General features: G+C 37.4%; 19 protein-coding genes and 3 pseudogenes. 10 read left to right on the forward strand and 12 right to left on the reverse strand.

From position 1 onward, the window contains the following. Positions 1 to 47 precede the first annotated feature (47 nt). The 5 genes and pseudogenes from QM873_RS01180 to QM873_RS01200 form a co-directional block, all read right to left on the reverse strand. Positions 48 to 2,111, reverse strand: coding sequence for a heavy metal translocating P-type ATPase (locus tag QM873_RS01180; RefSeq protein ID WP_002893754.1), 2,064 nt, complete (start codon positions 2,109 to 2,111; stop codon positions 48 to 50). 1 nt (position 2,112) lies between these two features. Continuing rightward, positions 2,113 to 2,391, reverse strand: a complete 279-nt coding sequence (locus QM873_RS01185) for a DUF6110 family protein (protein WP_002893755.1) — start codon at positions 2,389 to 2,391, stop codon at positions 2,113 to 2,115. A gap of 180 nt (positions 2,392 to 2,571) precedes the next feature. Next, positions 2,572 to 3,162: pseudogene (locus tag QM873_RS01190) on the reverse strand (IS256 family transposase); the annotation flags it as partial. 148 nt (positions 3,163 to 3,310) lie between these two features. After that, a pseudogene (locus QM873_RS01195) lies at positions 3,311 to 3,644 on the reverse strand (diacylglycerol/lipid kinase family protein); the annotation flags it as partial. Between the two features lie 3 nt (positions 3,645 to 3,647). Beyond that, positions 3,648 to 3,791 (reverse strand): annotated as a pseudogene (locus QM873_RS01200) (IS982 family transposase); the annotation flags it as partial. Between the two features lie 350 nt (positions 3,792 to 4,141). Here QM873_RS01200 and QM873_RS01205 point away from each other — a divergent pair. Together QM873_RS01205 and QM873_RS01210 are read left to right on the forward strand one after the other, a co-directional pair. Further along, complete coding sequence (locus tag QM873_RS01205; RefSeq protein WP_002893760.1) at positions 4,142 to 4,750, forward strand: DUF1269 domain-containing protein; 609 nt, start codon at positions 4,142 to 4,144, stop codon at positions 4,748 to 4,750. 244 nt (positions 4,751 to 4,994) lie between these two features. After that, on the forward strand, positions 4,995 to 5,216 hold the full coding sequence (locus QM873_RS01210; RefSeq protein ID WP_002893762.1) for a tyrosine-type recombinase/integrase: 222 nt from the start codon (positions 4,995 to 4,997) through the stop codon (positions 5,214 to 5,216). Positions 5,217 to 5,602: 386 nt separating this feature from the next. On the opposite strand, the gene QM873_RS01215 is transcribed toward QM873_RS01210, so the two are convergent. After that, positions 5,603 to 5,929 (reverse strand): helix-turn-helix domain-containing protein, encoded by a 327-nt coding sequence (locus tag QM873_RS01215; protein WP_040802962.1) that lies wholly within the window; start codon positions 5,927 to 5,929, stop codon positions 5,603 to 5,605. 141 nt (positions 5,930 to 6,070) lie between these two features. Here QM873_RS01215 and QM873_RS01220 point away from each other — a divergent pair, with 141 nt between their 5' ends. After that, entirely contained in the window at positions 6,071 to 6,310 is a 240-nt protein-coding gene (locus QM873_RS01220) for a hypothetical protein (protein ID WP_414278656.1), read from the forward strand. A gap of 11 nt (positions 6,311 to 6,321) precedes the next feature. Beyond that, positions 6,322 to 6,768 (forward strand): hypothetical protein, encoded by a 447-nt coding sequence (locus QM873_RS01225; protein ID WP_145958745.1) that lies wholly within the window; start codon positions 6,322 to 6,324, stop codon positions 6,766 to 6,768. 172 nt (positions 6,769 to 6,940) lie between these two features. On the opposite strand, the gene QM873_RS01230 is transcribed toward QM873_RS01225, so the two are convergent. Further along, a complete protein-coding gene (locus tag QM873_RS01230; protein WP_006595613.1) occupies positions 6,941 to 7,438 on the reverse strand; it encodes a hypothetical protein in 498 nt (165 codons plus the stop codon). 259 nt (positions 7,439 to 7,697) lie between these two features. On the opposite strand from QM873_RS01230, the gene QM873_RS01235 reads away from it, so the two are divergent. The 6 genes from QM873_RS01235 (at position 7,698) to QM873_RS01260 (ending at position 11,774) form a co-directional block, all read left to right on the forward strand. Beyond that, a complete protein-coding gene (locus QM873_RS01235) occupies positions 7,698 to 8,078 on the forward strand; it encodes a hypothetical protein (RefSeq protein WP_414278657.1) in 381 nt (126 codons plus the stop codon). A 10-nt stretch (positions 8,079 to 8,088) separates the two neighbouring features. Continuing rightward, positions 8,089 to 8,643, forward strand: coding sequence for a hypothetical protein (locus tag QM873_RS01240; RefSeq protein ID WP_414278658.1), 555 nt, complete (start codon positions 8,089 to 8,091; stop codon positions 8,641 to 8,643). A gap of 2 nt (positions 8,644 to 8,645) precedes the next feature. After that, entirely contained in the window at positions 8,646 to 9,368 is a 723-nt protein-coding gene (locus QM873_RS01245; RefSeq protein ID WP_414278659.1) for a hypothetical protein, read from the forward strand. A gap of 406 nt (positions 9,369 to 9,774) precedes the next feature. Next, positions 9,775 to 10,404 (forward strand): replication protein, encoded by a 630-nt coding sequence (locus tag QM873_RS01250; RefSeq protein ID WP_414278660.1) that lies wholly within the window; start codon positions 9,775 to 9,777, stop codon positions 10,402 to 10,404. Between the two features lie 51 nt (positions 10,405 to 10,455). After that, positions 10,456 to 10,635 (forward strand): helix-turn-helix domain-containing protein, encoded by a 180-nt coding sequence (locus QM873_RS01255; RefSeq protein ID WP_414278661.1) that lies wholly within the window; start codon positions 10,456 to 10,458, stop codon positions 10,633 to 10,635. 89 nt (positions 10,636 to 10,724) lie between these two features. Beyond that, the gene (locus QM873_RS01260) at positions 10,725 to 11,774 is read left to right on the forward strand and encodes a tyrosine-type recombinase/integrase (protein WP_414278662.1); all 1,050 of its coding nucleotides are present in this window, start codon (positions 10,725 to 10,727) and stop codon (positions 11,772 to 11,774) included. Positions 11,775 to 11,830: 56 nt separating this feature from the next. On the opposite strand, the gene rpsI is transcribed toward QM873_RS01260, so the two are convergent. The 5 genes from rpsI to rlmB form a co-directional block, all read right to left on the reverse strand. After that, positions 11,831 to 12,223, reverse strand: a complete 393-nt coding sequence (gene rpsI / locus QM873_RS01265) for a 30S ribosomal protein S9 (RefSeq protein WP_000075969.1) — start codon at positions 12,221 to 12,223, stop codon at positions 11,831 to 11,833. A gap of 18 nt (positions 12,224 to 12,241) precedes the next feature. After that, the gene (rplM, locus tag QM873_RS01270; protein ID WP_002876943.1) at positions 12,242 to 12,688 is read right to left on the reverse strand and encodes a 50S ribosomal protein L13; all 447 of its coding nucleotides are present in this window, start codon (positions 12,686 to 12,688) and stop codon (positions 12,242 to 12,244) included. A 153-nt stretch (positions 12,689 to 12,841) separates the two neighbouring features. Beyond that, positions 12,842 to 13,705, reverse strand: coding sequence for a DegV family protein (locus QM873_RS01275; RefSeq protein ID WP_155125085.1), 864 nt, complete (start codon positions 13,703 to 13,705; stop codon positions 12,842 to 12,844). After that, on the reverse strand, positions 13,702 to 14,217 hold the full coding sequence (locus tag QM873_RS01280; RefSeq protein ID WP_006595602.1) for an NYN domain-containing protein: 516 nt from the start codon (positions 14,215 to 14,217) through the stop codon (positions 13,702 to 13,704). Before QM873_RS01280 ends, QM873_RS01275 begins: the two co-directional genes overlap by 4 nt. 30 nt (positions 14,218 to 14,247) lie before the next feature. Then, complete coding sequence (gene rlmB, locus QM873_RS01285; RefSeq protein WP_195214171.1) at positions 14,248 to 14,976, reverse strand: 23S rRNA (guanosine(2251)-2'-O)-methyltransferase RlmB; 729 nt, start codon at positions 14,974 to 14,976, stop codon at positions 14,248 to 14,250. Positions 14,977 to 15,013 lie beyond the last annotated feature (37 nt).

Below are 15,013 nucleotides of genomic sequence, written 5' to 3' on the forward strand. Positions count from 1 at the left end.
AATGAGACAACTCCTTTTAGTTTTTATAACCTCAGCTTCTCGGTCTCTTACCTACTTTTAATAGAAAGACTACGAAGGACGATTCTTAAAGTAGTCAGATTGTGCAATATCGAAAGATTAGATGGGCTTAACCAATTTAACAACCCAAATCCAATTAAACTTCCATTTATTACAACTGTTTCTTGAATATTTCTTTGAATTAATTTCTGCAACGATTCAGATAAAGAATTCAATTCCTCGAAGAAATCTAAACGATTATCTAATAATAAAATATCACTCATCTGCTTAGAAATATCAGCACTTTCATTCATCACAACCCCAATATCTGCAAGCGTCAAGGCAGCAGAGTCGTTTAACCCGTCTCCAACCATCAAAATAGTTCGGCCAGCTTTCTGTAATTCCTGAACCAACTGAAACTTACCATCTGGTTTTAAATCAGTATAAACGTTGTCAAATGGCAGATCTTTAACCAACTCTTCTGTTCTAGCCAACGTATCACCAGTTGCCAGAATCAGTTTTTTCCCTTGGCGCTTTAGCTTTTTCAATGCAACTTTCGCCTCGCTTCTCAAGGGAGTGTGGATACAAAACATCCCAATTAATTCTTTCTTATAAGCCAAAAACAATAAATTGTAATGAGTCTTATATTGCTCAATCAAGGCCAGCTGCTCAGAACTAATTCTTACCTGTTCGTCTTGCATTAGTACATAATTTCCAATGACAACCGATTGACCATCAATTTGCGATTTAATCCCTTTGCTTGCAACATACTGAAGCTTGCCATGCATTTCTTCGTGTTCAATGCCTTCAATTTCAGCTTGTTTAACAATTGCATTGGCAATAGGATGATAGATATGTTCCTCCAAACATGCACTTATTCTTAAAATATCTTTCTCAGTATAATCTCCGAAAGGAAGAACCTTTTCAACCAAAGGATAACTCGTCGTGATGGTACCCGTTTTATCAAACAAGAAAGTATCCACTTCCAGATATTTTTCTAATACATCACCATCTTTAATAACCATTTCTCGATTTAGACCTTCCTTTATGGCCGTAAGGTAGGCTACAGGTGTGGATATTTTTAGAGCACATGAAAAATCCACCAATAAAAAGGAAATGGCTTTTGAAAACGAACCTGTTAACAGATAAGTCAAACCAGCACCTAAGAAGTTATATTTTACAACCTTGTCTGCCATCCTAATAAAATGACGTTGTTTTGTCTTCTTACTCTCTTCAGATTTTTTCATCAGATTGATGAGTTGCAAAATACGACTGTTTATCTGATTATCAGTCACACGAATTCTTAACTCTCCTGTTTCCAAAACAGTATTCGCACATACAGAATCTCCCTCTTTCTTTTCAACAGGGAAGCTCTCTCCAGTCAAGGAACTCTCATTGACCATGCCTAATCCTGAAACCACTTGGCCGTCAAACAAGATTTCATTCCCTTGGGAGACAACTAATACATCACCTACTTGAACATCAGAACTCTTGATGCTGATGACCATGTCTCCCCGCACTAAGAAAACATCACTTTCTTTAGCAAGAAGGCTTTGTTCCAAATCTGTTGCTGTTTTTTTTAAAGACCACTGATCCAGATGATTACCCAAATCAAGCATAAACATGATGTTGCTAGCTGTCTTGGATTGGTTCATAAACAAGGACAACAAAATGGCCGAACAGTCCAAGACCTCCATGGTTAGTTCCTTGCGCGCTAAAGTTTGATAGGCTTCTTTGACATAACCCAAAGCCTGATAACAAGTCCAAATATAACGAATAGGGTAGGGTACAAAACTTCGAAACAGCAAACGCTTAATCGCTGCACCCGATACAATTGAATAAGCACTCTCTTCTCTACGAATGGGAAGAGTCATCAAGTCCGAAACTTTCCCCTTGTCAATTTTTTTTAAAAAGGCCTCTGCATTTTCTAATACAGAGAAGCCTTCTTTCATACGTAGAGTAAAGTGCTGCTGATCCATATAAAACTGAATAGAGTCGATCCCTTTTTCATCTTTAGCCAAGGAACGAAGATAATCTTGAATATCCAAGGTCAGTGAAAACGAGGACGATAATCGGATATGTTGATATCCTCTGTGTAGCACTTTAAAAGACATATTATTCACCTGTCAGGCTATCTAATTGTTCTTCTTTCTTTTCCTGTTCGTATAAATATTTAGCGTCTTGTAAAACATCATCACCGTGTTGTTTTACAACAGAAACAGATGCATCCAGTCCATCTTTCAATTTGTAAGCTTTAGCCAAGGCCTTAGAATAGCCTTTCTTAGCTTCTTTACTTGCTAAGACTTTCAAGCCAAGCGTCCCAAATGCTACCCCTCCTAAGAAGAGAGATGATTTTTTCGCAACTTTTGCGACGTTTAATACTTCTTTTAACATGTTTATTTCCTCCTTGTAACTATTGTAGCGAAAAATGACAGCAAAAGCAATTGCTGATATCTGATATATAGATAAAATTCTCTATACTGATATTTAATTATATTATGATGAAAACAATATACTTTATTTTTTGATACTGTCAATAATTATGTGTAAACACTTAAGTAGAGTTACGGAGTGTTAATTAAATAAGCTTTCAAGTGTATCAGAACATTGACCAAACCCTTTATGGATTCGTTGACTTTGCTTGAAATTATAATCTTCAAACAACGTAACTAAGTAACGTTCCAGAGCCTCCTCATTAGGAAAAAGAACCTTCTTTTTCGTTTGATGTTTGATTTCTTTGTTAAGAGACTCAATGAGGTTTGTCGAATACATGCTGTGCCAAATCTGGTAGGGAAACTGATAAAAAGTTAAAAGATTATCCGTCTTCTCCAGACTTTCCATGACTTTCCTATACTTTGGTTTCCATTCGGCGAGAAAGTCCTCTAAAGCTTGTCCTGCCATTTCTAAATTTTCAGCACGATAAATCATTATAAATTGCCCCAGAATAACCGCTCTATCTGCTCGTTTCACTTTACTAGCTAGATTTCGACTAATATGAATTAAGCAACATTGTTGTTTAGCTAATGGGTGAGCCTGACTGATAATCTGCTCAAGCCCCTTAAAGCCATCTGTAACTACAAGAGAAATCTGTTGGATTCCTTGGTTTTGAAGCTTGTCTAACAGGGTGGACCAAGAAGCATTGTTTTCTTGAGGCAACTGTGCATAGCATATCTCTATGCGACTAAAGTCGCTAGAGCTATCCTAATTGCGCACCGCCAGTTCTCATAGAAAAAAACACCTTGCAAGATGCAAAGTGTTTTCGTTTGTATTCTGCTGTCCAGCAACGAATTAACGTTTAGAGAACTGGCTAGCTTTACGAGCCTTTTTCAAGCCTGTTTTCTAGTATTTTTATATCTATTGGCAGATTATCCGACTTATCCCCATCAACATCTGACTCTAACTCAACCTCTGAAGAAATCCTAATATTGCGTACTTTGATATATTCGATATTATTGTTACCTACTAGATCCCCTTTTTAATAAATCTGGGATAGCCGATAATTTAGAAATGATGGATGAATCCTTTAAAATCAAGATATTTCCATATTCATCTGTATTTTCATCAAATAGTTTTTTGTCTGCATAGTAATTGGATAGAAGAACTAAGACCTGAGTAGCTTCACCTTCATAATTGCCATTTTTGCTTTCAAAAGGTAATAATTGCTTGTTCATAGCTTGGCGAATCAGTTGCACCAGCCAAATTAATTGTCTTGACCGACGAATAAAGCGACTTCTTTCAAGGATTCGACCATAAGGAAACAGTTGGCAGATTCTATAAAAGTGTCGATGTGATTCGGCACGCTCATCAGACTCGCTACACAGAGCTGGTACATAATATCTGCTATAATTTTCTGGAAGATTTGGTCAAGCGGTCTTTTAGCCGTGTGACAGGCATACAGGAAAAACACTATTTATTTACTTTTTGCACGGGAGGCTTTAAGATGTTGCTGGACGCCTTTCTTGATAATCACTCAGAGTCGCCAGAGTGTCTGGGCTGGGATATGGCAAAGATATACCGCTGCCTGAAACTGTTCTTTGACGCTGATAAACGCGACATATCAATTAAAATGTCGCACTAAAATGATTGAAAAGTGATTGAAACTGTATTATAATGAACGTATATATTTAGAAAAGAGGTACTAACTATGGAAAACCTAGTAGTTTCAGTCTTTAACACTGAAAGCGAAGCTTATCAGTCCTTTGCGGATTTGAAGGCTTTCCGCCAAACTCAGACGACCAAGGTTGCTCAAATCGCCTTGGTCAAAAATGAAAACGGTCACATCGTTGAAAAAGAACGCTATGACTTTGAAGATTCAACGACGGATGCAACCCTAGAAGGTGGCTTGCTCGGTGCAGTTATCGGGCTTTTGGGTGGTCCTATCGGCGTCTTGTTTGGTTATGGTATTGGCAGCCTCTATGGTTTGGCTGCTGGTGATACCGTTGATACGGCAGAAGCTGGCTTGATTGACGTTGTGTCTCAAAAATTGATCGACGGCGAAACAGCCGTTGTCGCCTTGGTGCAAGAAAACAACGAAGCAGTCATCGATGCTTACTTCACCAAGTACGACACCCAAATCGTGCGTTGGGATGTAGCAACCGTCGTAGCCGAAATCGAAGCAGCTCTGCAAGTCCAAGAAGACCTCTACAACCAGGCACGTGCACAAATGAAGGCTGAACGTAAAGCCGAACGCAAGGCTAAACTTGAAGAATTCAAGGCAAATGTCAAAGCAAAATTTGACAAATTGAAAGCCTAACGTCTAAGCGTCTCATAAATTTAAATGTGACTGAGACGCCATTTAAAATTTATGTGCGTCGGATTCTCACAGTTAAATAATTGCGTTGACAAAGCCGTTACAGCCGTTCTTCCATTCTTTGAAAAGAATGTTTAATAGACAAGAAATCTGGACTAGTATTGGTCTGGATTTTTTTGTGAATATAGAGGTCATAGCTTTTTGACTATGCTTCGTTATAATTAGAAAAATTTTAAGTTTTATCAAGATGAAATCAGTCAGACGAAGACATCCCGAATTAGCACCAGCATCACCACACAAACTAAGACATACTGGTGCTACTCTTGCTAAACAAGCAGGTGTTTCTCTTGAAGCCTTCTCAGAAGCTCTTACTCATAGTGATAAAGAGATTACAAAAACTTACGTTAATATCAAAGATAAAGTCAATCAGACTGTAGGTGATATTGCTTTTCGTAGTTTAAAAAATTGATGGGGTGAATATGGGGTGAATTTTGGGGTGAACTTTGATTTTTTGAAACAAAAAAGACATCCAAGAAATAATTCTTGAATGTCTGTAAACGTTGATATAATCGTATTGATTAACGTTTTGAGAATTTTTATACTATAAACTATGGATACTCTATCCAAATAAATCCCTTTATATCAGCATTTTAGAATTTGAAATTTCCATGAAAATGGATTAAAATCCTCCACTCTGGATAAAATTAACACCAATTAACACCGTAAAATAGACTAGTCAGCTATCTCGATTTCGAGATAGTTTTTCATTCATCAAAGATTATCCATTCAGTCAGAGAAAATTTTATACTTAAGTCTACATCAATTTCTAATTATTCTTTCTCACTAAAAATTGCATCAGTTTGAATTAGGTATATCCAGAATGTTATTAAATATATTTATATATTTGTCTGAGTTTTGATTTGTCTGTAGCTTACCTACTAACTCTGATAAGTCTGGACTAATATCTTCAGAAAAAGGAAGGAAGAACTCTGAAGGAGAAATTTCTAAGCCGTCAAGTATTTTTAGTAAAGTTTCAACAGATAAATTTCTCTTATCATTTTCAACAAGGTTCATAAAGGGAAGACTTAGTTCGCTTCGCTCAGCAAGTTCTTGTTGCGTAAGTTTCAATTTTATACGATAACTCTTAATTTGAGAACCGATAGATAATTTTTTTACAGACACTAAAAATCCCCTTTTACTCTTTTTTAACTATTGTATAAATAGCTGGTAAAAAGATATATGCAATATTGTATATATATTTCGTTTTATATTTACAATAAAATAATCTTATGGTAAGATATAAAATGAGGAGGTTTAATTTAGATGGCATTACATATTCAAGAAGTTACAGACGAGCCAGGATGTGCTGGGTGTGGGTGTGTCGCAATTTTAGTCCCAATAGTAATAATTTATTTATTTAGAGACTCCATTATAGGCGGTATTATCTCGTTATTATCAGGATTGCTTACAATCGCCTTATGGTTAATTGGACTTGCAGCAATCGCCATTTTAGGTTTTTATTTGATAAGATATCTAATAGAAATAAATAAAAATAAGGAGTAAAGCAAAATACTGTGAGCATGATAATTATTAGAGAAAAAAAACTATCCTCAATCTGGATTATATTAGGAGGCTTAGTTGCTACTATACTGCTAATATTTATTTTATTAAGTAATAGTGGTTTCTTTTCAAAAAATCATACTTATAAAGAAGGAGAAATAGTAACTCTACACAATGTGGATTTTAAGTACAAAGGATCTATTACTTTGGATGACAAAAACGGCAACCACATACTAGAAGAATTAACAAGAAAAGATTTTAAGAACACATTAGAATACAATGGGAATACCTATGAGTATTTTGAAACCTACTATAACGATTTTACCGATTACATTTATCTTGATAGATATCGTAAAGTAGAAGAAGATACTGTCGAATCACAATGGGGTAACTCCTACAAAAATATGTTTCTGAATGTAGAAGCTGATTTTGACGGCACAGTTATAAGAATAGCTGACTAAAACACTTAATTAACAAGGCAATCTGAGAAAATCAGGTTGCCTTGTTGCTTTCAGTAAAACAATAACGATTGTTCTTTGTACAATTAAGGTTTGGACTAACATCCCATACAATAACACATAGCAAAAAGCCACTCTATTTCTAGAAGTGGCTTTCATCCTGAATAAATGGAAATTATTCTATAATGTCGCAATAATCCCTATAAGCATCATCCAATGCTATTTTTAATATCTCAATTTTATCTCTTATACTATTACTTTTATATTTTTGTTGAAGATATAAATCATCAACAGCATTTGAAACAATAGTCAATAAGCCAAGTGCCGATAAATGTTGACCCATTTTCAACTGAAAATGCCTCTCTTGTTTGGAAACCTGCTTATTGTAAAAATTACGATAAAAGTCTGATAAAAACATATTTTCCAATTCTGGCATTTCACGAAAATCTTTAATAAATCTCTCTTTAAGTTTCTTAGTTTCTCCTTTTTTCCATCTCTCTAGTTTTTTTACGTTAAAATCATCATAATTAAAATATTTTCCAATAAAATCTTCAGGATTCAGATTATCTTTGTTGAATTGTTTATTAAGAATTTCAACAAAATTCTCTTTTATATATTGATTAACAACCTCATCTTTAAATGATTCAATTACTAACGTTTCATACTCAATCATAATTTCCCCTTGTCAATGACATTTTTTTAATAGAAAGTGTCGTTACATTAGTTTCTTTTCATGTTTGAATATAAGTATAGAATATTTCAACAAAATGTTCAATCTAAAACGAAAGTAGATGTATTATGAAAACAATCTAAGTTTGTCCAGCTCATGACACATTAAACCGAGCGGACAATCGTATCCGTTATACATTCATATCTGCAGACGGACAAGTAATTTACTTGTGTAGATGTTTTAGCCAAAGGAGGTCTTTCTTATGGCATTACAATTAGGACTTTTTGAGAGTCCAAAAAAACTCACGGAAGAATTAGCTTCTTTAACAAACATCCCTACTACAATTAAAATTGTAGATTCATCTACAGGATTGATGAACGAGGGTACCGACAAACAACGCCCATGGGGAAACCTGATTGGTGTTGATGTTGAGCTTTTTGAAAAATTCAAAAGCATCGGACAAGAACAATTTTGTCCTTCCTTCAAGGTAAAATTGAAAAATTATCAAGAAGAAAGCTTGTCAACATTAGTCGGTACTGAAATTTCTTTCAGTAATTATGAAATTGCCTTTATCTTTGACAAGTTCAAACAACCAGTCGGTCTAGCGTTAGTTCTTGGACTTGCTGATATTTCTGTAAATTAGAAGGCACTCTATGCAAAATATTATATCTTTTATCAAAAAAATACTCACTTTAAAGTGGTACTATCAGCTTAGCATTGCTCTAGCTGGATTAGTTCTAATTGCTCTGTTAATCAGATTTTTAATTTGGTTTGTTCCAATTTTACTAGCAATTTTAGCTCTACTATTTATTCTCACTGATGGAGAAATTTTCACTGATATTTGGAATAGCTATAGAAAGAGTAAGCAAGAACCAACCAATCCATTATTTACTAATATCTATCATTGGTTAACAGAAAATGTCAATGATCTACCACTAAATACTAAGGAATATAGCCAAGGTATTGAGTGGCATAGTCAGACAGAGGCAGGTGTTTACTACGTTCACCTAAAAAAGAGGATTGATAACGATGATTCACTTTCTGATTTCAAAAGGAATCTTCGACAAGAAATTACGATTCGCTCAAATAAAAAAGTTGACGCTATCGTTAATACAGTAGAAAAAGACCCATTTTTAGCGATTAAAATTCGTCTAGTACCCGCTGTAGAAACATTAGCCAAAGAGCAACGATTCGAGGAGGATTTCTAAACATGATTCACAACGTTTTTGAGGTCAATAACAGAGGACGTCCTGCGCCTGTTTCTATTGACATAAATCGACACTTTGCGTGGCTGATTGCAGGGCCATCTGGCTCAGGCAAGTCAACGTTTTTACATAGGGTAATCGGATTGATTTCATTTCATGATAGAACTGCTGAGGCTTATTTTATGGATTTCAAGGCTGATGAAGAGATGTTTTCAATGATGGGAAATCATGTTGCTAGACGTTTTGAATGCCTTGAGTTGTTTGAAACAGTCTATCAACGCTTTGAGGCAAGACTAAACAAGTCAGAAATGAATACTCACAATGTCTATTTAATATTCGATGAGTGGCAAGTATTCCTAGCTTATCTTGAACAAACTGATAAAAAGAAACACAAGGAAATACTGTCTAAAATGCTAATGATGAATAGTATGGGTAGAAGCCTAGGCTTCAGGATAATTTTATCCAGTCAGCGGTTCTTAATGGTAGATTTGCCTGGACGATATAACTTTAATTGTGTCATCAGTTTATCAACTAGCTTTTTGAATGCAAGCAATAACAGACAGTTACTTTTCCCAGATATGGAAAAAGACGAGGTCATCGTCAAGCCTAGAGGATATGGGTATTTTCAAATAGAAGGCGAACCTGTGAGAATGTTTCGGACTATTCCAGTTAAGAATCAGCAAATTTTGAATCTACGAATTCAGGAGCTTTTCTCGAGGTATGAGTAGCGATTTTCCTGCTATGCTTGTCTTGGCGACAGTATGCTTCCTAATTGCTTGCTCATCGGTATAGTGTCGGCACATACCTATTGTCAGGAAAATGAGGTTTTGCAAGGGCTTGAGGGGTGGAGATTTTTTCTGCGTAGTGGAGCAAAGCCAAAGGCGAGAGCGGAAACGTAGCTGTAAAAATACTACCCCGTCCCTTGCCAGTTCTCAAGCGTTTCATGGGTATTAAGCTACTCATCGGGCAGGAGAGGCTGGATTTTGGGACAAAACCCCATAGTTATTATTCTTGTCTTGAGCTGAGAGTAAGTATCATATTACTTTGAGCTGAGGACAAGAATTCATTTTTTAATTCATTGGGGTTACTACGACCCCCAATGAATCAATAATCAATAATCAAGAAAGAGATAATATGGCAAAAGAAAAACGTTCAAATAAATGGGCATTTTTACTGTATCAGGACAGTAGCCCCGAAAACTATTTAGATATTCTTGAGGAATTACACATTCCTTTTGTATTGAGTCCTTGGCATGACAAAGATATAAACAAAGAAACAGGCGAGTTTAAAAAATCACACAAGCACGGTGCGCTATTCTTTGACTCCCTTAAGAGCTATTCTCAAGTATCTGAGTTACTTACCGAGAAATTAAATACACCAGCACATGTTGAACCTGTCATGTCTCCAAAAGGAATGTATGACTATTTTATACATGCTGAGAACCCTGATAAAGCTTTATACAGTATTGAAGATATTGAATCAGGATGTGGATTTGAACTTGAGAAATTCCTAATAGAGCAAAACTCAAATCTCTACTTAAAAACTGTTATCGATATCATTACCGATAATAATTTTACAGAGTTTGAAGATTTAGTACACTTCGCTAGGCATAATGATACGTTGCTACTTGGACTAATTATCGAACGAACTTATTTCTTTACGAAATTTTTAGATTCTAGGAGACACAATCCTCAAAATAGCAAAAAGGCCCCATCAGAAGATACTTTGGTGAGCAATTCTGATAGGGATGCACAAAAGACATAATGGAATATCTTTTGATAACTCCATTATAGCATATATCATTGGAGAAAGATTATGACACAATATCCGCTACTTTTAACACGTCAACAAGCTTCCGAGTTACTCGGTATCGACCCCAAATCATTTGATAAGTACATCAGAAATCACCCTGATTTCCAATGTTTCATGGTTGGGAAACAAGAACGATACTTAAAGTCTAAGTTGTTAAAATTCATTGAAAATCATTGCGATTGATGGATAATGATTGATGAAATTAGATTTTTCATATATCCTATATGTGACTAGTCTATTTTATCAATCATTTTTATAGAAAGGCTGATAAAATGGCAACAATAACAAAACGTGGACATTCTTTCCGTGCAACTGTATCACTATATCACAAAGGAGAGTACAAAAGAGAAACAAAAACTTTCAGCAATAAAAAAGATGCTGAACTTTGGGCTTTAGAAATGGAACTTGAAAAAGGGCGTGGAAAAAACATTGCGGAACGCTCCACACTATTTACTGATTTCTATCGGAATTGGGTAAACACGGTTAAAAGAAATGATGTTCGTGAAGCAACCTTTGTAAACTATAAACGAACCCTTGTAATTGTAGATGAGTTATTCAAGGGAATGCAGCTAAAACACTTAGATGATTTGGTCATGCAGAAAAAACTCGATAAATATGCTGAAGCTCATTCTAAAAAGACTACAAAAGAGCTAGTCTTAAAAATCAGAGGTTCTTTAAAATATGCTTACGCCAAAGGACTTATCACAAATGATTTTGGTTCACTCCTAAAAGCAAAAGGGAAAGAGCAACCCAAGAGAAATATTCCTTTATCAGTTACAGAGTTTAAAACTCTTCGTAAGTATTGTCTTGACCACCATGAAGAAGATGAGTTTAATGTACTTGTACTACTAGCTCTTGAAACTGGGGCAAGACGTGGAGAACTACTTGGATTAGAAAAAGAAGATATCTTTGAATTTGGTATCAATATCCGTAGATCAATCAGTCCTATTAGCGAGGACACTCAGCTAAAAACTAAACATTCCAAACGAGATATTTCTATCAACAAAGATGTACATTCTGTACTTGTATCACTAGCAGATAAAAAATCTGATTATATCTTTGATTGGAATGGATTCCGTCAAGCAGTTCAACTTCAAAACCTACTCAAAAAATTAAAACTGACAAAAACCACTTTTCATGCCTTACGTGATACTCACGCTTCATTTCTTTTTTCTAAAGATATTAGTTTAGACTATATTTCCCGTCGTCTTGGTCATAATTCAATCTTGACAACTCAACAATATTATCTAGAATTGATGCCAGAAAAAAAGCACCAGCAAGATGCCGATGCTTTAAGTCTCTTAAACGACTTATCACTATAATTAACACCAACTGACACCAAAAAGTGGCTGTAAACGCTGGTATAATAAGGTTTTGATTAACGTTTTGAGAATTGTGATGCTTTACGAGCTTTCTTAAGACCTGGTTTCTTACGCTCAACTTTACGTGAGTCACGTGTAAGAAGTCCTGCGCGTTTCAATGAATCGCGGAAGTCTGGGTCTACTTGAAGAAGGGCACGAGCGATACCGTGACGGATAGCTCCTGCTTGACCAGCGTATCCACCACCTACAACGTTAACGAAAACGTCGTATGAACCTACAGTTGAAGTAACTGCGAATGGTTGGTTGATTACAAGACGAAGGTCAGCGTGTGGGATGTACTCTTCAACATCTTTTTTGTTAACAGTGATTTTACCAGTTCCTGGAACAAGGCGAACGCGTGCAACAGCGTTTTTACGACGTCCAGTACCTGCATATTGTGCTTGTGACATACTTTATTGTTCCTTTCCTTAGATAAGTCCTGAAATATCAAGAACTTCTGGTTGTTGTGCAGCGTGAGTGTGCTCAGCTCCAACGAATACTTTCAATTTCATACCTTGAGCGCGGCCAAGAGTATTGTGTGGAAGCATACCTTTAACTGATTTCTCGATTAAACGAACTGCATTTTTAGAACGAAGTTCACCAGCAGAGATTGATTTCAATCCACCTGGGTGGTTTGAGTGAGTGTAGTAGATCTTATCAGTTGCTTTTTTACCAGTCAATTTAACTTTTTCAGCATTGATAACGATTACGAAGTCACCTGTATCAGTGTGTGGTGTGAATGTTGGTTTGTTTTTTCCGCGGAGCACGCTAGCAACAACTGCTGAAAGGCGTCCAAGAGGTACATCAGTTGCGTCAACAACGTACCATTTGCGTTCTACTTGGCCTGGTTTAGCCATGAATGTAGTTTTGTTCATGATTTCTCCTATTATGAATATCGTTTTTGTTTACAGGGCGGATGTTCCGGTCCGCGAGTTATTTGAAAGGTTCCGGGGCCTTACAAATGGGGTAAACAATACCGCCTACTATTGTATCAAATTTTTCAAATAAAAGTCAACCGATTTGAAAAATTATTTGCGATTTTCTTTTCCTATGACAAAGCCGATGAGAGAATTAGGACCAACGTGGGCAGCAATGACGGGACCTAGTGGCATAATCAAGACTTGGGAGATAGCTGGATTCTCCAACAATTGTGCCTTGAGTTCTTCTGCTCCTGCTAGATCATCCGTGTAAGAAACCAAAGCTGTACTGTGGCCGATATCTTCCTGGATAAGTGAGAGCATTTCCCTCATGGCTTTTTTACGTCCACGAATTTTGGCTATAGGGGCTAACTTGCCTTCTTCATCAATCCAAAGAAGGGGCTTAATGTTCACCAAACTTCCGACGATAGCTGAACTCTTAGAAAGTCGTCCCCCGCGCATCAGATGGTAGAGATCATCCACCAAGAAATAGGTCCGCAACTTAGGAGCCACTTCCATCAGTTCTTCCTTAACTTGATCCAAACTCTTACCTGCATCACGCGCCTCAACTGCTAGCATAGACAAGTACCCTTCTCCAATCCCCGCAGCCTTTGGATCGATGATTTCGATCACAGCTTCTGGGTAGTCTTCAAGGACCAAGTCTCTTGCCATGACCGCACTCTGGTAGGTCCCTGACAAGACTGAAGAAAAGGCGATATAAAGGAGATTTTCCTTTCGTTGAGCATAACCTTTGAAAATCTCTTGGAATTGCCCAACATTGACCTGACTGGTCGTTGGTTTAGCACCTTTTTGCATCTCTGCTAATAATTGGGGGCTGGTGAGTTTGTCTGGACCCACTGTCTCATAATGAGCCCCATCGATTTGGATTGACAAACCGACGATCTCTACATCATGCTCCTGTGCCCATCTTTCATCTAAATCTGCAGTTGAATCTGTTAAAATTTTAAAGGTCATTTACTTGCTCCCATCTCTTTTTGTAGTTGACGTAGGCCCTCTTGGTCAAAAGGCCGTATCGGTGGTTTTTGATCGTTGACGGCTCCTCGCGCCTGGTTCAAGTCGGCCTTGACAACGGCAACTCTCTTCTCCAGCTCCCGCGCCGAAACACGAAGTGCTCCTTGAGCAAAGACCGTCCATTGCTCATTCAAGTCACTCGTCGCGACTGATACTTGATGAAGGGGTGTATTGAGCTCTGCTGCCAGACGTTCAATGTAGTCATCGGCGGTCTCCTCCTCCGCTGTGAAGACCACTTGGACCTGAAATTCTTCATAGGTCTGGCGAATCCCTGGCATGTATTGGGCATCAAAGACACAAATTACGCGAATGCCTTCAAAGCTGGCATAGTGGCTCAGCTTCTCTAGGAGGATCGTTCGTGCAGCATCCAGCTCACTCTTCTTAAAGAGTTGGCGGGTCTCCTGCCAGAAGGCAATCATGTTGTAGCCGTCCACTAACAAAATCTTTTCTTTCATCGGTTGCCTCCTTACTACGATTTTCCTCTACTATAGTTTGTTGCGAAAGACCTCATACATAAGGATCGCTGCTGCGACACTAGCATTCAGACTTTGGACATGGCCCTGCATCGGAATCGTAATCATTTCATCCACTTGCTTTTTAATATTGGACGAAATGCCCTTGCCTTCGTTTCCAATGATGAGGGCCAACTTCCCACTGGTATTCCATTTGTGAGAAGGCGTTCCATTCATATCGGTCCCAAAGATCCAAAAACCTGCTTCTTTGAGCTTATCCAAGTTTTGGCTAAGGTTGGTCACTCGAGCAATAGGGACATGCTCTACTGCTCCAGTTGAGGTCTTGGCAACAACAGGTGTCACCCCAACAGCACGGTGCTTGGGAATGATGACTCCAGCCACCTGGGTAGCGTCGGCTGTTCGGAGAATGGATCCTAAGTTATGCGGATCGGTCAAGCCATCCAAAATCAAGAGCAAGGGATTGTCTTGATCAGCTACTTGGGCCAAGATCTCATTCAAGTCCGTATAGGCAAATTCTGAAACTCGCAAGACAAAACCTTGGTGGACAGCCCCTTCTGTCATTTCTTGTAAGGTCTTCTTAGGAGTCCAAGAAATGGACACCTTCTTATCTGCAGCCAGATCCTTGATTTTTTCTACATTCTTTCCACGCAAATCGTCCTGGATATACAATTTATTTCCTGTATTTGCGATCAGTGCTTCTGTGACGGCATGAACGCCGTAAACAATATCGTTTTTTTCCATGAAACTAGTATAACACAATTGCCATATCAGGTGAAAC

The organism is Streptococcus australis, from assembly GCF_047463015.1.
Taxonomy (GTDB): domain Bacteria; phylum Bacillota; class Bacilli; order Lactobacillales; family Streptococcaceae; genus Streptococcus; species Streptococcus australis_F.